The sequence below is a fragment of the Pseudoruegeria sp. HB172150 genome, assembly GCF_013184805.1.
Lineage (GTDB): Bacteria > Pseudomonadota > Alphaproteobacteria > Rhodobacterales > Rhodobacteraceae > Psychromarinibacter.
In genome coordinates, this window is sequence record NZ_JAATNG010000005.1 from 67645 (window position 1) to 87025 (window position 19381).

Here is a 19381-nt window from a genome sequence, read left to right on the forward strand (position 1 = left end):
AAATGTCGACCACCGCAGGATATTCCGGAACGCCGCTGCTGAAGAAACTCGGCTTCAAGCCGGGCTGGAACGTGCTAGTCCTGCACGCCCCCGCCGGATATGTCGACCTCCTCGACGGGGCGGAGGAGGTGACGTTCACAGAAGACGCGGAGGCGACCGGCCTAGAAGCTATCCACCTTTTTTTGCATGAGTTTGACGAGCTGAACGACGTATCCGCGCTGCTGAAGCGCCTCACGCCCGGCGGCATGCTCTGGCTGAGCTGGGCAAAGAAGTCGTCGAAGCTGCATGCCGGAATTACCGAGGACGACCTGCGCGCGGCGGTTCTGCCGTTGGGCTGGGTGGATGTGAAGGTCTGTGCTGTCGACGCGGATTGGTCCGGGCTGAAATTCCTCAAGAGGAAAGCCTGATGGCCGATCTCTTCGACACAAGTCCTGATACCCCCCACAAGGAGGCGCCACGTCCGCTCGCCGACAGGTTGCGGCCGCAGAGCCTCGACGAGGTGATCGGGCAGGAACAGGTGCTCGGCCCGGACGCTCCGCTGGGCGTTATGCTCGCCTCCGGCGCGCTGTCGTCGCTGATCTTCTGGGGGCCGCCGGGGGTGGGTAAGACCACCATTGCGCGGCTGCTGGCGCGCGATACGGACCTGCATTTCGTGCAGATCAGCGCGATCTTCACTGGTGTTGCAGATCTGAAAAAGGTCTTTGAGGAAGCGAAACTGCGCCGGCGGACCGGGCAGGGGACGCTGCTTTTTGTCGACGAGATCCACCGTTTCAACAAGGCGCAGCAGGACGGATTCCTGCCACATATGGAAGACGGGACGATCCTGCTGGTGGGGGCGACCACCGAGAACCCGTCCTTCGAACTGAATGCGGCGCTTCTGTCCCGGTCGCAGGTGCTGGTGCTGGAACGGCTGTCGCTGGCCGATCTGGAGCGTCTGGCGCAGCGGGCGGAAAAGGAACTGAGCAAAACCCTGCCCCTGACCGGCGCAGCGCGTGAGCAGTTGCTGGAAATGGCGGACGGCGACGGTCGCGCACTGCTGAATCTGATTGAGCAGATTTCAGCTTGGAAGGTAGACGTTTCACTGGATTCGAAAGCGCTGACGGCACGGCTGCAGAAGCGGGCGGCGCAATATGACAAGTCGGGGGATGCGCATTACAACCTGATATCAGCGCTGCATAAATCCGTGCGCGGCAGCGATCCGGACGCGGCGCTCTACTGGCTGACGAGAATGCTGGAAGGCGGTGAGGACCCGCGCTTCCTCGCCCGGCGCATCACCCGGATGTCGGTCGAGGATATCGGGCTTGCCGATCCGCAGGCACAGCGGGTGTGCCTGGATGCCTGGGAAACCTACGAGCGGCTGGGGTCGCCCGAGGGAGAGCTGGCGCTGGCGCAGGCGATTATTTACCTGGCGCTCGCGCCGAAATCGAATGCAGGTTATGCGGCCTACAAGAATGCAAGCGCCGCCGCCCGGAAGACCGGCAGTGAGCCACCGCCGAAGCATATCCTGAACGCGCCGACCAGGCTGATGAAGGAACAGGGATATGGCGAAGGCTATGCCTATGATCATGACGCGGAGGATGCCTTCTCCGGGCAGGACTATTTCCCGGAGGAGGTGAAGCGCGGGGTCTATTACCAGCCGGTGGAACGAGGCTTCGAGCGGGAACTGAAGAAGCGGCTCGACTATTTCGTGAAACTCCGCGGCAAGCGTCAGGGCGGTTGACATCGCGGCCCGCAGGATCAAGAGAACCTCCATGTTTTACACGCTGATCCAAGTCGCGCTGGGCGGAGCCATCGGCGCCAGCGGCCGGTACCTGACCGGCGTCGCGACCGTGCGCATATTCGGTCATGGCTTTCCGTGGGGAACGCTGACGGTGAACGTCATCGGCTCTTTCATCATGGGGGTGATCGTCGTGCTGCTCGGCGAGTTCAGCGCCAACCGCTTAGCCCCTTTCCTGATGACCGGCGTTCTGGGCGGTTTCACAACGTTCTCTGCTTTTTCACTCGATGCGATGACATTGTATGAACGCGGCGATGTGGGCCTCGCACTGGGTTACATCGCTGTCTCGGTGATGGTTTCGCTGGCGGCGATTGCCGTCGGCGTGCTTGCGACACGGGCCATGTTCGCATGAGCGGGGTTCAGACACTGACCGTCGGTGCGGACGAGGGCGAACAGCGTCTCGACCGCTGGTTCCGCCGGCACTTCCCTCATGTGCCTCAGGGCCGGATCGAGAAGATGTGCCGCAAGGGAGAGATCCGCGTGGACGGCGGCCGGGTTAAGGCCGCCTCTCGCATCGCGCCGGGCATGCAGGTGCGTGTGCCGCCATTGCCCGACTCGGAAGACGAGGCGCCCGCAAGGCCGCAGCGTCCGGCCGTCCCCGACAAGGATGCGGCGATGATGATGGATGCGGTGATCTATCGCGACGACCACATCATCGCGATCAACAAGCCTCCGGGGTTGCCAACCCAGGGTGGCAGCGGGCAGACGCGGCATGTCGATGGGCTGAGCGAGGCGTTGCGGTTCGGCTATGACGACAAGCCGAGGCTTGTGCACCGGCTCGACAAGGACACGTCCGGCGTTCTGCTGCTGGCGCGGACGCGGGCGGTTGCACAGGACCTGACTGCAGCCATTAGGCACCGGCAGACACGCAAGATCTACTGGGCTTTGGTGGCGGGTGTTCCAACGCCATATCTCGGCGAGATCAAGTACGGGCTGGTGAAGGCGGGTGGCCACGGCAAGGGCGGCGAGGGCGAGAAGATGCGCGCCATCCATCCGCGGGAGATAGATTCCACTCCCGGAGCGAAACGGGCCGATACCCTCTACGCTACGCTGTACAGGGTGGCCGGACGGGCGAGCTGGGTCGCGATGGAACCGATCACCGGACGGACGCACCAGCTGCGCGCGCATATGGCGGCGATCGGGCATCCGATCATCGGCGACGGCAAGTACGGTGGTTCCGGCCAGGAGAACATGGGTGACGGCTGGGGCGCGCAGCTGGGCGGCATCATCTCGAAAAAGCTGCACCTGCATGCACGGTCGATGACCTTCGAGCATTCGGTCACGCGGAAGACCGTCACCGTGACTGCGCCGTTGCCGGAACACATGGCGCAAAGCTGGGAAACCTTCGGATGGAGCGAGGACTTGGCGGCGGACGATCCGTTCGAGGAATTGATGTGAGCGGAGAACTGAAGCTCGTCATCTTCGACGTGGACGGCACGCTGGTGGACAGCGAGGCTGATATCTGGCTGGCGATGGTGCGGGCCTTCGAGTCGGCAGGTCTGCAGCCGCCGCCTCGCGAAGCGGTTGCCGCGATCATCGGGATGTCGGTGGACGTGGCCGTTGCACGGCTTGTGCCTGAGGACGATGACGCTCTGCATAGGGCGCTGGCTTGCGGTTACCGCAACGCCTATCGCGACCTGCGGCTGCGTAAAGGCTCGGCGGCGATGAGCCCGCTGTTTCCGGGGGCGCGAGAAATGCTGGCACGTTTCAAGGCCGATCCGTGGACCTTGCTGGGAATCGCCACAGGCAAATCGCGGCGCGGGTTGAACTCGCTGATCGAAGCGCATGAGTTGGAGGGGATGTTCGTCACCACACAGGTGGCCGACGATCATCCGTCGAAACCACATCCTTCGATGATCGAAGCCTGCCTTGCCGAGACTGGGGCGTCGAGGGAGCGGACTGTCATGATCGGCGACACGAGCTTCGATATGGAGATGGCGCGGGCGGCAGGTGTCCGGTCGATTGGCGTGTCCTGGGGCATACACGCCGCGCAGTCGCTGCGGGCGGACATTCTGGTTGACCGGATGGAAGATCTGCCGGCCGCGGTGGATGCACTGATGAGGATCGACGCATGAGCGGGTGGAAAGCGCGGCGCTTCTGGACGTCGGTACAGATCGAGGATCACCCGCAGGGTTTTGCCGTGAGGCTTGACGGCCGGCCGGTGAAAACTCCGGGCAAGCTTGAACTGGCGGTACCGACGGAGGCGCTTGCAAAGGAGATCGCTCGGGAATGGGAGGCGCAGGAGGGAGTGATCGACCCGCGCTCGATGCCCTATACCCGCGCGGCCAATTCGGCCATCGAGAAGGTGACGCCGCAACGCGCCGAGGTGGCGGAGATGCTGGCCGCCTATGGTGACAGCGACCTGACCTGTTACCGTGCGGACTTGCCCGAGGCACTGGCGCAGCGCCAATCGGAAGCCTGGGATCCGCTGCTCGACTGGGCGGCGGAAACTTTTGGTGCACGCCTCATCCCAGTTCAAGGCGTCATGCATCAGCCGCAGCCGCCCGCGGCGCTTGCAGCATTGGCCGCACCTGTGCATGCGATGATCCCGTGGGAGCTGACCGGCTTTCACGACTTGGTGGCGCTGTCGGGATCCCTGGTCATAGGGTTGGCAGCCGTGCGAAATCATCTGTCGCCCCGGGAGCTATGGGATCGTTCGCGCATCGACGAGACCTGGCAGGAAGAACAATGGGGCGCCGATGACGAGGCGACTGCGATGGCAGACGCCAAACGGGCGGACTTCTTTCAGGCGCACCGCTTCTTTCAGCTACTCACTTAATATGAGTCCCAATTCACAGGCATTGTGAAAACCCGGCGCCTAACAAAGCGCCCGTTTCTTCCACAGCAGCCTTGACCTTCTGTTGAAGATTCGCCCACACTCATCGCCGTTGAGGGGGGGACTCCTGCCTTCACGTGATCTGAAAAAAACCGGTCAAGGGGCCGGCAATGCGTCCTGCGGGAAGGGACGCCAACTCAGGAAGAGGTAAACATGAAGAAATCCGTTTTTCTTGGCGCGCTGACCGTCGCCGGACTTGCCGCTGGTGCGGCTGCGGCGGCCACGGTTGACGACGTCAAGTCTCGCGGCAAGCTTAACTGCGGCGTGTCGACCGGCGTGCCAGGTTTTGCGGCGCCCGACGCAAACGGCGAATGGCAGGGCTTTGATGTGGCCGTTTGCCGCGCTGTTGCCGCCGCCGTCCTGGGCGACCCGACTGCCGTCGAGTTCGTACCGACTACCGGTAAAACTCGCTTCACCGCGCTTGCCTCGGGTGAAATCGACATGCTGGCCCGGAACACCACCTGGACCTTCAGCCGCGATGCCGACCTGAAATTCACCTTTGTCGGCGTTAACTACTACGACGGTCAGGGCTTCATGGTTCCTAAAGAGCTGGGCGTGACCTCGGCCAAGGAACTGGACGGAGCCACCGTCTGCATCCAGACCGGCACGACCACCGAGTTGAACCTGGCTGACTATTTCCGGGTGAACAACATCAGCTACGAGCCGGTTCCGATCGAAACCAACGCCGAAGCGCAGCAGCAGTACCTGGCTGGCGCCTGCGACGTTTACACCACCGACGCATCCGGCCTTGCCGCAACCCGCGCAACCTTCGAAGCCCCGGGCGATCATGTGATCCTGCCGGAAATCATCTCGAAGGAACCGCTTGGTCCGCTCGTGCGCCATGGCGACGACGAGTGGGGCGACATCGTCCGCTGGACTCTGAACGCCCTGATCGCGGCGGAAGAGTACGGCGTCACCTCCGCGAACTTGGCCGACCTGTCCAGCGCCCCGACCGACAATCCGGAAATCAACCGGCTGCTCGGAACCGAAGGCAACCTGGGCGAGATGATCGGCCTTGATGGCGACTGGGCGCTGAAGGCTATCGGCGTCGCCGGCAACTACGGCGAGATCTTCGAGAAGAACATTGGCGAGTCGACGCCAATCGGTCTGGCCCGGGGGCTGAACGCCCAGTGGACCAACGGTGGTCTGATCTACTCGCCGCCATTCCGCTAAGGATACCAAGGCGAAGGGCGCGGATCACTCCGCGCCCTTCTGCTTTCTGACTATCGGAAAAAAAACGTACTGCATCTGGACCCATGAGCGCGAAGAAATCGTGCCGGGAGGAGAGGTTCCAGAGCATACAGGGGACCAATAAATGACGACACTGACGGACCCTCCGAAGGAGACGTTCCGGCTCAGCATGCTTATCTACGACACGCGGTATCGTTCGATCACGATCCAGGTTGTCGCGATGATAGGCTTCATGCTGTTTGCCGCATGGCTGATCAGCAATACGGCCGAGAACCTGGCGACCCTGGGAAAACCCATCGACTTCGGGTTCTTCAGCGAGCCCGCCGGCTATGACATCAACCAGATGCTCATCGAGTATCAGAACCAGGATACACATCTGCGTGCGGCCTTTGTGGGCCTCCTGAACACCCTACTCGTGGCTGTTCTCGGATGTGTGACAGCAACGGTCATTGGTGTTCTTGTCGGTGTGCTTCGACTATCGCCGAACTGGCTGATCGCGCGGATCATGACGGTCTACGTCGAAATGTTCCGGAACGTTCCGGTGTTGTTGTGGATCGTGCTGGCCATGGCGATCCTGATCGAGAGCCTGCCGGCGCCAAGCGCTTTCCGCGGTGACGAGCCGGAAGCGACTATGAAACTTTTCGGTTCCGTCGCCCTGACCAATCGCGGCGTCTATGTACCCGAACCGCTGTTTTCCCGCAGCCTGGGCAATATGCATCTGTTCGGAGAATCCGGTCTGCGGTTCGACGTGTCGCTGGATCTTATCGCGTTCCTTCTGGTGCTGGGGCTGAGCATATTTGCGGCCCGCAAGATCAGCGCCCGAGCCAACGCGATTCAAGAGGATACGGGGGTTCGACCGAAGACCTGGCATATCAATCTGGGCGTGATCGTTCTGCCCACGTTGATCCTGCTGGTCCTGCTCGGGTTTCATCTGGGCTATCCCGAGTTGAAGGGTTTCAACTTTCAGGGCGGCACACATCTCAGGAACTCGCTGATCGCCCTGTGGTTGGCACTGTCGCTCTACACGGCGGCATTCATTGCCGAAATCGTGCGCGGTGGGATCATGGCGATCTCGGCGGGCCAGACCGAGGCGGCAGGTGCGTTGGGACTGCGCCCACGCCGGATCATGAGTCTGGTGGTTCTGCCGCAGGCGCTGCGGGTGATCATCCCGCCGCTAATCTCCAACTATCTGAACCTGACCAAGAACTCGTCGCTGGCGATCGCCGTAGGTTACATGGACATCACCGGCACGCTTGGCGGGATCACCATGAACCAGACCGGGCGCGAGCTGGAATGCGTACTGCTTCTGATGCTCGTATACCTCTGCATCTCGCTGACGATCTCGGCCGTGATGAACTGGTACAACAACCGTGTGAAGCTGGTGGAGCGGTGACATGAGCGATACCCATGAAGAAACCATCCGCTTCGTCCGCGACTCGATGCTGCCGCAGCAGGAGCCACCGGCAACATCGACGGGCGTGATTGGCTGGGGTCGGAAGAACCTGTTCTCCACCCCGCTGAACGCTGTGGTGACGGTGCTGTCACTTGCGCTCATTTACTATGTGCTTTCGGGCATATTGCCGTGGGTCTTTCAGTCGGTCTGGGTTGCAGATTCGCTGGCCGAGTGCCGCGAGATCTTTCTGGAACGCTGGGGTTCGACCGAGGGCCACGCCTGCTGGGCGGTGATCAACGAGCGATGGCTTCAGCTTTTGTTCGGGTTCTATCCGTCAGAGCTCTACTGGCGGCCTATCCTGGCATTTATCCTTTTGCTGGTCGCTGTCGCGCCGGTCCTATTCCCTTGGGCCTCGAACAAGCTGCTTGTGGTAACGGCTGTCTTTCCTTTCGTGATGCCCTGGCTGCTCTGGGGCGGAACGATCTGGACGCCATTGCTGGTCGCCGCCGGTTTTGCCTTCCTGTATTTCGGGCCCAAGCACGGATCTGAAGCCGTAGGATCGCTGGCCGCGGTCATCATTTCGGTGGTGGCCGCCCTGATCTGGTGGATGTTCATCGTAGGACCGCTGTCAGGTTTGCTTTCCGGCATCGTGCCTATCGGTCTGGAACCGGTGGACAGCCGCAACTTCGGCGGCTTCATGCTGTCGATTCTGATTGGTGTGGTGGCTATCGGCTGCTCGCTGCCTATCGGGGTCGTTCTAGCGCTGGGGCGGCAGTCGGACCTGTTGATAGTCAAGGCAATCTGCGTCGGTTTCATCGAGTTCATCCGGGGCGTTCCGCTGATCACGCTGCTGTTCGTGGCTTCGACCCTGCTGAACATCTTCATGCCGCCGGGCACCAATTTCGACATCATCCTGCGGGTGATGATCATGGTGACGCTGTTCGCGTCGGCCTACATGGCCGAGGTGATCCGCGGCGGCCTCGCGGCGCTGCCAAAGGGCCAGTACGAGGGTGCCGACTCGCTCGGTCTCGACTACTGGCAGGCGCAGCGGCTGGTGATCATGCCGCAGGCCCTGAAGATCTCGATCCCCGGGATCGTGTCGACCTTCATTGGCGTGTTCAAAGACACAACGCTCGTCTCGATCATCGGTCTGCTCGACCCGATCGGGCTGACCAACTCTATCCGCGCCGATGCGGCATGGAACGGCATCTACTGGGAGCTGTTCGCCTTCATCGCGCTTCTGTTCTTCATCTTCTGTTTTTCGATGTCGCGCTACTCGATGTATCTCGAGCGCCGGCTGAAAACGGACCATCGGTAAGGAGACACCAAGATGGCCGAAGCTACGCATGAAACTGTCGTCGAACGCGAAATCGACCGGAGCCAAATGCAGATCTCCGACGAGGTCGCAATTCAGATCACGGAAATGAACAAGTGGTACGGGACCTTTCACGTCCTGCGCGACATCAACCTGACCGTCTATCGCGGTGAACGGATCGTGATCTGCGGGCCGTCGGGCTCGGGCAAGTCGACCCTGATCCGCTGTATCAACAGGCTTGAGGAACACCAGGCTGGCAAGATCGTGGTGGATGGAACCGAGCTGACCTCGGACCTCAAGAACATCGACAAGATCCGGTCGGAGGTCGGCATGTGCTTCCAGCACTTCAACCTGTTCCCGCATCTGACGATACTGGAGAACTGCACGCTCGCCCCAATTTGGGTTCGAAAGATCCCGAAGAAGGAGGCGGAAGAGACGGCAATGCACTTCCTGACCAAGGTGAAGATCCCGGATCAGGCCAAGAAGTATCCCGGCCAGCTTTCGGGCGGTCAGCAGCAACGGGTGGCTATCGCCCGCTCGCTGTGCATGAAGCCACGGATCATGTTGTTCGACGAGCCGACCTCGGCGCTGGACCCCGAGATGATCAAAGAGGTGCTCGACACCATGATCGAACTGGCCGAGGAGGGCATGACGATGCTCTGCGTGACGCACGAGATGGGTTTTGCCCGTCAGGTGGCGAACCGCGTGATCTTCATGGACCAAGGCCAGATCGTGGAACAGAATGAGCCGGAGGAGTTCTTCGGTAACCCGCAGAGCGACCGGACCAAGCTGTTCCTCAGCCAGATCCTGGGTCACTAGCCGAGCCTTCTTTTCGACCGATTACAGGAACGGCGCGGATGCTTTTCCGCGCCGTTTTTCTTTGAGAATGACTGTTAAATATTGATACCGAAAAGGTGAGCTTTGCCAATGGGTTCCGGTGGACCGGTCGCCGATGGCGCCCTTCGTTCGAGGAATACGGACGTGCGGCGAATTACAACGGTGGAAGATGTCCTTTACCACCGGCCTGACAACGGTGGTGACAATGGCGGCGGTGGAAACAGCGCCTCGCACCGGCGGATTGCGAGCGGCTGAAGAGGTTTTTTTGAAGGCCCGGCCCTCGCTCTGCCGGTGCAACCATCAATAACAGGTCCAAGAGGACCAACTTCGAACCAAAAGGAACTTCATTTCAATGAAGATTGCAGCACTGATTGCCGCTACTGCCCTGACCCTTTCCGCGGGCGCTACCCTCGCCGCCGGTTACGGCAGCAACAACGGCTACGGCCAGAACAACGGTGGATACACCCAGAAACAGACCACCTATGTCGCCCCGGCGCCGGTTATCAAGATTCTCGTCGATGAAAGCGGCCGCACCCTCTACAACTTCGACAACGACAATTACGGCGTCAGCAATTGCTATGGCGGCTGCGCGAATGATTGGCCCCCGTACTACGCTCCGGCCAACGCTACACCCTATGGCAATTACACGGTCATCCAGCGCAATGACGGGCAGTATCAGTGGGCCTACAAGGGCCAGCCTCTGTACTATTGGGCAGGCGACGTAAATCCGGGCGACCGCAACGGTGATGGCATCGGTGGCGTCTGGCACGTGGTGGTCATCAAGTAATCAGCTGAAACTCAGAATTTCCAGCTCCGCCCGGTAGGGGCAGAGCGATGCTCACTGTCCCGATGCGATCGGGACAGTGTCCACAATCCATTACGTAGTGTGTGTGCCAGTCATATTTGCGAGCCCATTTCCAGACAGCGATTTTCAGATAATCATTCAAGCGTCGTCGCCCGGAATCATGCCCCGATTCCGGGCGGCATCGTAGTCAGTCCGTCAGGTCTCTCGGGACTACAAAGTCGACCACGGTCGCTGATCCCGGTGTGATTTCCGGCCAGGCGGCTGCATCGAAATCGGCAATCAGCGTTGCTCCGGTGGGGTAATCGGAAAACCGTCCATGGCTGGGCGGCACTGCAACGATGGCGGAGGCAAAGTGTGCGATGCCCGGGTTGTGACCCAATATGGCTACGTTGCCGGTATCGCCTGCAGTACGTAGCATTTTCAGCATCGCGCCCGGTCCGGCAAGGTAGAGGGCCGGTTCCCAACGGGTTATCGGTGACCTCAATCCAGGGGCCATCAACGCCCAGGTTTCCCGAGTACGGACTGAATCCGAGGATAGAACGAGGTCGGGAAGATACTCCCTTTCTGCCAGCCATTCGCCTATTGCTTGGGCCGAGCGCCTCCCGCGCGCGCTGAGCGGGCGCTCGTGGTCGTCCAAGCCCGGTTCGTCCCAGCTTGATTTCGCATGACGGATCAGGATCAGCCGCAGGGTCATGGATGGAACGCCCTCATGTGGAAACCGGATTGATCTGGGAGCCTGCCATAACTCTGCGATACCGGACAGAGCCTGCGCACGCGGCAGCCATCCGTCAGGCAATCGTCACCTACTGGCGTGTCCAGGAAGGCGTGGCAGGAATTGAGGTCATAGCCGGCGGATGTGAGTGCAACGACCGGGCAGGCTGTAAGACAGGGACGGGTGGCGCAGGTGTCACAAGGACAGGGTGGCGTTTCGGGCAGGTCGAGCCGCCACGGCAGGGCAAGCGCGCCACGGTAGGAGACCATCAGCCCTGCGCGGTCGTGAACGAGTAGCGCCACCGGCGACTGCCAGGCGCGGCCCGATTTCAGCGCCCAGGTAAAGAACGGCAGATACGGGGGCCTGCCAAAGGGGAATAGCGGCGTGGCGCCCAGCGCTTCGGCTATGTCGGTGATTGCGCGGGCGGACCAGCGATCCAAAGGATCCGGGCCACCATCCGCGAATTCCGGCGAAGTGGTCACGTGCGTCCAGAATCCGGGTTCGGCGGGGCCCAGCAGTAGCAAGGTTTTCGTGTCTTCCGGCACCCGGTCATCCGGGGCCGGGTGAAAGGCACCGAACACTTCCAGATGCTCCGGGGCGAGCCACTTTGCGATCTCGTCCAGCCCCGGTGGCATCTTCTAGCCCTTGATCAGAGATCCGGCGCCATGCTCGGTGAACAGCTCGAGCAGGCAGGCATTCGGGGCGCGGCCGTCGAGGATGACCACGGCCCGGACACCGGCAGCCATGGCGGCAAGCGCTGTCTCGGTCTTGGGGATCATGCCGCCAGATATGACGCCGCTATCCGTCAGTTCACGGACCTCGGCCTGGGTGAGCTGAGTCAGGACATTGCCCTCGCCGTCCTTCACACCGGCGACGTCGGTCAGGAGCAGCAGGCGATCTGCCTTAAGCGCGCCGGCGATGGCACCGGCGGCGGTATCGCCGTTGATATTGTAGGTCTCCCCCTCGCGGCCTGTGCCAATCGGGGCGATGACGGGGATGATGTTGGATCCGTGCAGCTGGCGGATCACCGATGGATCGACCTCGACCGGATCACCGACAAAGCCGAGCGCCGGGTCGGCGGGATCGCAGACGATCATGTTGGCATCCTTGCCGGACAGGCCGATTGCCCGGCCGCCCGCGTCGTTGATCGCCTGCACGATGCGCTTGTTGACTAGGCCGGAGAGGACCATTTCAACCACCTCGACAGTGGCGGCATCGGTGACGCGTTTCCCGCGGACGAATTCGGACTTGATGTCGAGACGGGCGAGCAGGTCGTTGATCATCGGGCCGCCGCCGTGCACTACGACGGGGAGAACGCCGACCTGCTGCATAAGGACGATGTCTCGGGCGAAGGATGCCATCTGCTCAGCGTCGCCCATGGCGTTCCCGCCAAATTTGATGACGACGGTGGCGCCGGAATAACGCTGTAAGTAGGGCAGGGCCTCGTTCAGGGTCCGGGCAGAGGCGATCCAGTCGCGGTTCATCGGGCGGGCTCTCATCGGCGGCGTCCTTCGGGTTCCGACCTTTGTTAAGGGGTCCGAGAGGAGGGCTCAAGGGGCTAACAATGAGCGAGTCTGGCGAGCTCCGCTCTCATTATACATGCGGGCCGGACTGGCCGTCGCTTGCCTGCTACCTCGATAGCATTGTCCCTGGGAGCCACAGCACGATCTGCGGAACGACAGACAGGATCGCGACCGCAACTACCAGCAGCAGGAAGAAGGGCAGCGCGTCGCGGGCGATGGAGAAGATGTCGCGCCCGGTGATGTTCTGCAGCACGAACAGATTGAAGCCGACCGGTGGCGTGATCTGGCTCATCTCGACCACGAGGACAAGGAAGACGCCGAACCAGATCGGGTCGATGCCCGCCTGAATGACCATTGGCAGGATGATGGAGACGGTCAGGACCACGATTGAGATCCCGTCGAGGAACATCCCCATGACGATGAAGAACACGGTCAGTGCCGCCAGCAGCGCGAAGGGCGACAGGTTCATCTCGGCGATCCAGCGCGCCAGTTCGCGCGGTATGCCGGTATAGCCCATGGCCACGGTCAGGAATGCCGCACCGGCAAGGATGAAGCCGATCATGCAGGTGGTAACAGTGGCGGAGCGCAGGGCATCGACAAAGGCTGTGCGGCTCATTGCGCCGGTCGCGCCGGCGAGGATCAGGGCGCCGAGCACGCCGATTACGGCAGCTTCGGTTGGGCTGGCTATGCCGGCGTAGATCGAGCCGATCACGGCAATGATAAGCCCGACGACTGGGAACAGGCGCAGGGCCGCGCCAAAGGCGCGCTTACCGTCGACGGGCGGTTCGGCAGCGGGCATGCGTGCGGGGTTCAGCAGCGACCAGACAATCACGTACCCCGAGAAGAGCGCGGCAAGCATGATCCCCGGCAGAACGCCGGCGAGGAACAGGCGGGCAATGGATTGCTCGGTGGCAGCACCATAGACAATCAGGATAATCGATGGCGGGATCAGGAAGCCGAACGTGCCCGATCCTGCCAGCGTTCCGGTGGCCATGCGCTCATCGTAGCCACGCGCCTTTAGCTCGGTGATCGACATGCGGCCGATTGTGGCGGTGGTCGCGGCAGAAGAGCCGGAGACTGCGGCGAACAACGCGCAGCCGAAGATGTTGACGTGCAGGAGACGTCCGGGCAGGCGGGCTGTGAACGGCGCGAGCCCCTCGAACATGTCGGATGACAGGCGGGACCGGACAAGAATTTCTCCCATCCAGATGAACATCGGCAGCGCCGTCAGGTCCCACACGGTCAGTCCGCCCCAGACCTTTGTGGCAAACACCAGTGTGACGGGCGCGTTCGAGGCCGCGACCATCGCGACAAGACCCACGGCGATCAGCGCGAAGCCGACCCAGAGGCCGAGGGCGAGGGAGCCGAACAGGACAAAGAGCAGGAGAGGGGCGAGGCTTGCGATCTCCATTTCAGTGCCCCGCTTCCCGGTCCGCCTCGGCCTGCAGATGCGGAGGGATGCCGCCTTTGAACTGGGTAATTGCGGCATCAATCACCGCGACCGTCAGTAGTGCGAGGCCCAGCGTCATGAAACCCTGCGGCAGCCACAGCGGCACCTTGACCATACCGTAGCTGACCGAACCGAAAGCCCAGCTGTCCCAGGCCTGGATCGCGCTGGACCATGTGGCGAAAACCGCTATTCCGGTGGCGCCAAGCGAGACGAGTGTGCTGGTCCAGCGGGCGGGGCCATCCGGCAGCTTGCGTGTCAGTAGCGTGACACGCACGTGGCCACCGGCGGTGAGCGTTCCGGCGAGGCCCATGAAGACCGCGGACAGGAACAGGAAACCGCCGATCTCTGCCAGCGAAGGCACGGTGAAACCCGGCGGCGCCGCGCCGATCCAGCGGGCAAAGCGGTCGGTCAGACGGCCCAGGATCTGGGCCAGAACCAGCAGTGCGATGCAGGCGAAGGCGACCGCTGAAAGCATCAGCGAAGCGGAATAGAGCCGGTCGAGGAAGGTGCGCATGCTTGGGCCGGGACAATGGCGAGGCGGGGGCGGCCCCGCCTCGGCCGGATCACTGCATGGAGGGTTTGTAGGCTTCGACCACGGCGGCGCCTTCGTCGCCGGCGGCGTCGAGCCATTCCTCGGTCATCGTCGCACCGATTTCGGCAAGTTCACCGCCGAGTGTCTCCGAAGGTTCTGCGACTGCCATGCCGTTTTCCTTGAGCGTTGCGATCTTTTCGTCGGTCTCGGCCATGGACATTTCCCAACCACGGGTTTCAGCCGTGGCCGCCGCTTCCATCACGGCGGCTTTCACCTCTTCGGGCAGGGCGTCGAAAGCGGCAGTGTTCACGATCACCATGTTCTTCGGCAGCCAGGCCTGGGTGTCGGTGTAGTTCGACGTAAAGTCCCACGCCTGGCTAGAGACGCCGGTGGAAGGCGATGTGATCATCGCGGCGACGCGGCCGGTGGCGAAGGCGGTCGGAATATCACCAGTCTCGATCTGCGTCGGAACGGCACCCATCAGAGTGGCGAGACGCTCGGTTGCCGTGTTGTAGGCGCGGAATGCTGCACCCTCGAGATCGGCAGTCGATTCAACTGGCTCCTTCGTGTAGATGCTCTGCCCCGGCCAAGGCACGGCGAACAGCAGCGTCAGGCCCTGATCGGCAAGTTTGGCCTCGACCAACGGACGAGAGGCGTCCCAGAGCGCCTTGGCCTCGTCGTAGCTGGAAGCAAGGAAGGGGATCGAGTCGACTTCGAATATCGGGTCTTCATTGGCCAGGCGCGACATCAGGAGTTCGCCGATGGGGGCCAGGCCGCGACGGACGGCATCCTTGATTTCGGGGTGACCGAAGAGCGAGCCGGCAGAATGTACGGTGATCTCAAGCTCGCCACCGGTGGCTTCGGCGACATCCTCGGCAAACTGCATGATGTTCATGGTATGGAACACGCTGTCGCCATATGGCGTGGGCATGTCCCAGGATTCCGCGTTTGCAGGGAGCGCGAAAGTCGCGGCGGTTAGAAGGGCGGCGAGCGGATTCGCAAAATGATAGGTCATATGGTTCCCCTGTTGTTATGTGGGCGGACAATGGCAACACCGGGACGGCCACCCTCGCCCCGATTGGGAACCAGAGTGGCGGGAGATCGGGCGTTTGTCACCTCCGAAGGGATTGGGCACTGGCAGGGGACAGATTCAATGACACTCTTGCAGGCAGGGCTGCCCGTGTTCTGAACATCGTTGGCAGGTGCAGTACGGGCCGTCGGTGGAAGGTGGCATTCTACCTTGAACGAATGCGCGCCGTTTGCAGATTGTAGAGGAACGGTAAGTTCTCCCGCTCCTCCAATTAGATCGTAGTGTTGCGGTCGACCGTCAGCCTATTCGGCGGCGTTGATCCGGTCGTCCGTGTAGGGTTTGTACGGTGTGTGTTCTGCCAGGTATTCAGCGACAACATCGGCGAGGTCGGGACCGTAGTCATAGGCATTCGCCGCATCGACAAACATCGAATAGCCGTCGCCGCCATTGCGGACGTAGTTATTTGATACGGCCAAGTAGGTCGCCTCGGGATCGATGGGATTTCCATCGACAGTCACGTCGGAGATCCTGCTGCCGGGTTCGGCGTCAACGTCGAAGGTGAAAGTCATACCGGCAACCTGTGGAAAGCGACCCGCGCCGTCGGCGATCTGACTGACACCGTTTTCCAGTGCCTCTAGCAATGTCTGGCCGGTTACCTCGAATGTCGAAAGCGTGTTCTGGAAGGGCAGGACGGTCAAAACCTCTCCCATCGTCACCTCGCCAGCGTCGATCGAGGCACGCAACCCGCCACCGTTCTGGATTGCAACGACGACACCCTGATCGGCAACACGGTCCAACATCGCATCGGCAACGAGGTTGCCCATTTCGCACTCCATGGCGCGGCACGCTTCGCGAGAGCCTTCGATGGTGGCGTCGGTCTCCGCGACGACCAGGTTGCGCAGTTCTTCGAGCGGCGCCGCCAGTTCCTCTACTCGTGCGACGGTTGCCTCATCCTCGGCGACGGACGCATCCAACAGGATCGGCTCGCCACTGATTTCGGTTACAGTACCTTCATCGTCGAACGTCACCTCGATTTCACCCAGGTATTTGCCATAGGCGTACGCGGTGAAGACCGGCACGTCATTTACGACCGTCGGGTAAGCGCCAACAGCGTTTTCGTCGTCGTTTGACAGCAGCGTATGGCTATGCCCGCCGATGATCAGATCGACGCCGGTCAGCGCATCGGCAAGGTTTTGATCTTCGGCAAAGCCGACATGGGTCAGAAGGATGATGTTGTTGACTCCGTTCTCAGTCAACTGATCGATCTCGGCTTGGGCGGCGTCGACTGCAGATGAGAAGACTACCGTATTGCCGGGAGACGAGGTTTCCGGCGTGTCCTCGGCCAGCACCGACACGATGCCGATCCGTTCGCCATCTACCTCGAGGACGGCTGACTTTTTCACCCGGCCGGCAAGCAACTCGTTCTGACTGACATCGATATTCGCGGACAGAACCGGGAAGTCGACCATGTCGAGAAATTCAGCCAAGCCTTCAGGCCCGTTATCGAACTCATGGTTACCTACGGCCATGGCATCGTATTCGAGTTGCGACATGAACTCCCCGGCAAGTTTTCCGCCGTACTGGTTGAAGAACAGCGAACCCTGAAACTGATCGCCCGCATCCAGCAAAAGCACATTGTTGCCAGCGCGTTCGCGGGCCTCGCTGACAGCAGTAACCATGCGGGCGATGCCGCCGAAGCACTCGCCGGCGGCGTTGTCTTCGGCCGAGCAAGTGGAGTCGTACTTGCTGATCGGCTCGAACCGGTCATGGAAATCGTTGGTAAAAAGAATCGTCACGGAAAGGTCGGCCTGTGCCGTACCTGCCATTAGCGCAATGACGGCGGCAGCTGTGTGCAAACGGTAGTTCATGTATCGCTCTCCTGTGGTCAGACTTGTCTTTGGCTCGGCCCGACCGGGCCGGTCGGGATTGTCTTTCGACCGCGCCGCGGAAGGGGGCAGGCCATTTCTAAGTGTTGCCCGGATCACGCTGCATCCGTGGTGTGCCTTTGCTGCGCCTGGCTTGGGCGACGCGCTATCATCATGAATCGACCGCGCGCGTAGGACAGGAGAGACAACCGCTCCGCCCACGTTGCGCGGCTGATTTGGGCCAGTGTGACCGGCTTGACCGGCACGAACTGCGGTTCCTTAAAACCGGCTGCGATAAGACGCGGCCGAAGCTCCGCCGGGCCGAGGCCATCGCGGAACGGCAACTGACCGAGGATCTCGGTGAAGTCAGGTAGGTCGGTTTCGACCTTTCTACCTAGCAGTATGGCCATGCGACGTAACAACCGCGACACGCCATCAGGACGCATCCAATTGCCTTCGAAAGCAACGACCGTCCCGCCGGGGCGCAATACGCGGAACCATTCTGCAAACGCCAAATCGGGGTCCGTCAGCGTCCACAGCAGGTTGCGGCAGACGACACCGTCAAAACGGGCGTCTGCCATCAACAGGTGCTCTGCGTCACCTTGGAAGAATCGAACTGCATTATCGTTCACGTGTTTCAATTGCGCGCGGGCAACCATCTTGGCGGATAAATCGATCCCAGTAACGTCGCAGCCGAGCCTGCGCAGCAGACGTGTCACTTCGCCGGTTCCGCTGGCAGCATCGAGCACTTCTGCGCCGACGATCCCGGGCGCGTGCCTTTCGATTAGTTGCTCGTATGCCGCGAACTCACGGGGTGTGCGAATCCGGTGACCCGGAGAGTTGTCGAAAGTTGCGGCCCTTGCGCTCCAGTAGGCACGAACCTGTTCCTTTAGGTCAAAGTTCGAGCGCGTCATCCATTGCCCCGGCAGGCGCCGTCACGAGCTTTAGTCGGGCGAATTTGAAGGGTAAGAGAGTACATCACATCGGCCCCAAGAGAGACCCGGCGTCGGTCTTGGATGGAGATGCCGTCGGCCGCATGCGAAGCGTGTTCAACTGCTCCTTCAGCGACCCTTTGTCGAGGTCACGCGCAATAACGACGACACGACTTGTCGTGTCACCTTTAGACCAAGACGTCAGCGGCACCGGTTCGTCGAAGATGTGCTGGACCCCGTGGAAGACGAAGGGGTGTTCGGCTTCTTCTATATGCACAATGCCCTTCACGCGCAGGATGTCACTTCCGCTCATCCCGATAAGAGTGTCGAGCCAATGATCAAAGATATCGGCCGGAATCGGTTCTTTAACCTCAATAACCGCGGAAGAAATGCGGGCATCGTGCGATAAGCTGTCAGCCGGCAATGCGCCGCTGCCTGCCTGTTTCAATAGACCTGTCAGGTTGGCAAGAGGGTCGAGTCGGAGATCTTTGCCGTCCAGCCAGGTGCTGATCCCTTTGGGGTCGACATCCAGGCGCATCGCCGAAAGATTGAACAGCGCTCCGGAGGGCAAGCGTCCAAAATCGGCGCGCACGATGCGCGCATGTTCGTTCAGGCCACGAAGACGCGCCATAAAGCTTCCAAGTTGCGTTGGTGGCACTAGATCCGCCTTTGTTACGACCACCATGTCCGCAACTGCGATCTGGCTTACCGCTTCGAACTGCGTGTTCAGAGTATTTGACCCGGTTGCGGCATCCGCCATTGCGACGATACCGTCCAATCGAAAGGCCGTAGCCAAAGCGCGGTCGACGGTAAGTATCCGAATAATCGGTGCGGGATCGGCCAGCCCGGTGGTTTCGATCACCAAGCGGTCAAAGTCCAACTGGCCACGGTTCCGTCGCACAAGCAGGGATAGCATTGTCTGCGCAAGGTCGCCGCGAAGTGTGCAGCACAGACAACCGGACTCCATCAGGACGGTTTCTTCCGTCGCGGCCTCGATCAGGTCGTGGTCAAGTCCAGCCTGGCCGAATTCATTCATGATGACAGCAATCCGACCCGCTGCCGGATCACGGATGAGGTGGTCCAGTGCGGTGGTCTTTCCTGAACCGAGAAAGCCAGTCAGTAGCGTTACGGGTAATCTGTTCTCGATGCTCATTGACGATGCCCGTATCGCAGATCCTTGATG

At 61.2% G+C, this 19381-nt stretch carries 20 protein-coding genes; 11 read left to right on the forward strand and 9 right to left on the reverse strand.

What is annotated here, in order from left to right:
• The first annotated feature begins 2 nt into the window (after positions 1-2).
• The 11 genes from HCO70_RS18990 (at position 3) to HCO70_RS19040 (ending at position 10136) form a co-directional block, all read left to right on the forward strand.
• Positions 3-407, forward strand: a complete 405-nt coding sequence (locus HCO70_RS18990; RefSeq protein ID WP_172299137.1) for a DUF3052 domain-containing protein — start codon at positions 3-5, stop codon at positions 405-407.
• Positions 407-1720, forward strand: coding sequence for a replication-associated recombination protein A (locus HCO70_RS18995; protein ID WP_172299138.1), 1314 nt, complete (start codon positions 407-409; stop codon positions 1718-1720). Before HCO70_RS18990 ends, HCO70_RS18995 begins: the two co-directional genes overlap by 1 nt.
• 31 nt (positions 1721-1751) lie before the next feature.
• Positions 1752-2129 (forward strand): fluoride efflux transporter CrcB, encoded by a 378-nt coding sequence (gene crcB / locus HCO70_RS19000; RefSeq protein ID WP_172299140.1) that lies wholly within the window; start codon positions 1752-1754, stop codon positions 2127-2129.
• Complete coding sequence (locus HCO70_RS19005) at positions 2126-3175, forward strand: RluA family pseudouridine synthase (protein ID WP_172299142.1); 1050 nt, start codon at positions 2126-2128, stop codon at positions 3173-3175. Before crcB ends, HCO70_RS19005 begins: the two co-directional genes overlap by 4 nt.
• Positions 3172-3852 (forward strand): HAD-IA family hydrolase, encoded by a 681-nt coding sequence (locus HCO70_RS19010; protein WP_371742269.1) that lies wholly within the window; start codon positions 3172-3174, stop codon positions 3850-3852. Before HCO70_RS19005 ends, HCO70_RS19010 begins: the two co-directional genes overlap by 4 nt.
• The gene (locus HCO70_RS19015; RefSeq protein ID WP_172299146.1) at positions 3849-4556 is read left to right on the forward strand and encodes an ATP12 family chaperone protein; all 708 of its coding nucleotides are present in this window, start codon (positions 3849-3851) and stop codon (positions 4554-4556) included. The genes HCO70_RS19010 and HCO70_RS19015 overlap by 4 nt, the downstream gene beginning before the upstream one ends.
• Positions 4557-4766: 210 nt before the next feature.
• Positions 4767-5786 carry an amino acid ABC transporter substrate-binding protein gene (locus HCO70_RS19020; protein ID WP_172299148.1) on the forward strand — a complete coding sequence of 340 codons (1020 nt, stop codon included), beginning with the start codon at positions 4767-4769 and terminating at the stop codon, positions 5784-5786.
• Positions 5787-5928: 142 nt separating this feature from the next.
• Positions 5929-7197 carry an amino acid ABC transporter permease gene (locus HCO70_RS19025; protein ID WP_172299150.1) on the forward strand — a complete coding sequence of 423 codons (1269 nt, stop codon included), beginning with the start codon at positions 5929-5931 and terminating at the stop codon, positions 7195-7197.
• Position 7198: 1 nt separating this feature from the next.
• Positions 7199-8515 (forward strand): amino acid ABC transporter permease, encoded by a 1317-nt coding sequence (locus HCO70_RS19030; RefSeq protein WP_172299152.1) that lies wholly within the window; start codon positions 7199-7201, stop codon positions 8513-8515.
• Between the two features lie 12 nt (positions 8516-8527).
• Positions 8528-9331, forward strand: a complete 804-nt coding sequence (locus tag HCO70_RS19035) for an amino acid ABC transporter ATP-binding protein (protein ID WP_172299154.1) — start codon at positions 8528-8530, stop codon at positions 9329-9331.
• A 370-nt stretch (positions 9332-9701) separates the two neighbouring features.
• Positions 9702-10136, forward strand: coding sequence for a hypothetical protein (locus tag HCO70_RS19040; RefSeq protein WP_172299156.1), 435 nt, complete (start codon positions 9702-9704; stop codon positions 10134-10136).
• A gap of 205 nt (positions 10137-10341) precedes the next feature.
• Here HCO70_RS19040 and HCO70_RS19045 read toward each other — a convergent pair whose 3' ends face one another.
• The 9 genes from HCO70_RS19045 to HCO70_RS19085 form a co-directional block, all read right to left on the reverse strand.
• The gene (locus HCO70_RS19045; protein ID WP_172299158.1) at positions 10342-10848 is read right to left on the reverse strand and encodes a histidine phosphatase family protein; all 507 of its coding nucleotides are present in this window, start codon (positions 10846-10848) and stop codon (positions 10342-10344) included.
• A complete protein-coding gene (locus HCO70_RS19050; RefSeq protein ID WP_172299160.1) occupies positions 10845-11501 on the reverse strand; it encodes a ferredoxin in 657 nt (218 codons plus the stop codon). Before HCO70_RS19050 ends, HCO70_RS19045 begins: the two co-directional genes overlap by 4 nt.
• A 3-nt stretch (positions 11502-11504) precedes the next feature.
• On the reverse strand, positions 11505-12365 hold the full coding sequence (gene argB, locus HCO70_RS19055) for an acetylglutamate kinase (protein WP_172299162.1): 861 nt from the start codon (positions 12363-12365) through the stop codon (positions 11505-11507).
• A 130-nt stretch (positions 12366-12495) separates the two neighbouring features.
• Positions 12496-13800, reverse strand: coding sequence for a TRAP transporter large permease (locus HCO70_RS19060; protein ID WP_172299164.1), 1305 nt, complete (start codon positions 13798-13800; stop codon positions 12496-12498).
• A gap of 1 nt (position 13801) precedes the next feature.
• Positions 13802-14353: a TRAP transporter small permease gene (locus tag HCO70_RS19065; RefSeq protein ID WP_172299166.1), complete on the reverse strand. Its 552-nt coding sequence runs from the start codon at positions 14351-14353 to the stop codon at positions 13802-13804.
• Positions 14354-14402: 49 nt separating this feature from the next.
• Positions 14403-15386, reverse strand: a complete 984-nt coding sequence (locus HCO70_RS19070) for a TRAP transporter substrate-binding protein (RefSeq protein ID WP_253913385.1) — start codon at positions 15384-15386, stop codon at positions 14403-14405.
• A 317-nt stretch (positions 15387-15703) separates the two neighbouring features.
• Positions 15704-17269 (reverse strand): bifunctional UDP-sugar hydrolase/5'-nucleotidase, encoded by a 1566-nt coding sequence (locus tag HCO70_RS19075; protein ID WP_172299168.1) that lies wholly within the window; start codon positions 17267-17269, stop codon positions 15704-15706.
• A gap of 113 nt (positions 17270-17382) precedes the next feature.
• Positions 17383-18180 (reverse strand): class I SAM-dependent methyltransferase, encoded by a 798-nt coding sequence (locus tag HCO70_RS19080; protein WP_172299170.1) that lies wholly within the window; start codon positions 18178-18180, stop codon positions 17383-17385.
• A gap of 64 nt (positions 18181-18244) precedes the next feature.
• Positions 18245-19351 carry a GTP-binding protein gene (locus tag HCO70_RS19085; RefSeq protein ID WP_172299172.1) on the reverse strand — a complete coding sequence of 369 codons (1107 nt, stop codon included), beginning with the start codon at positions 19349-19351 and terminating at the stop codon, positions 18245-18247.
• Positions 19352-19381: the final 30 nt, after the last annotated feature.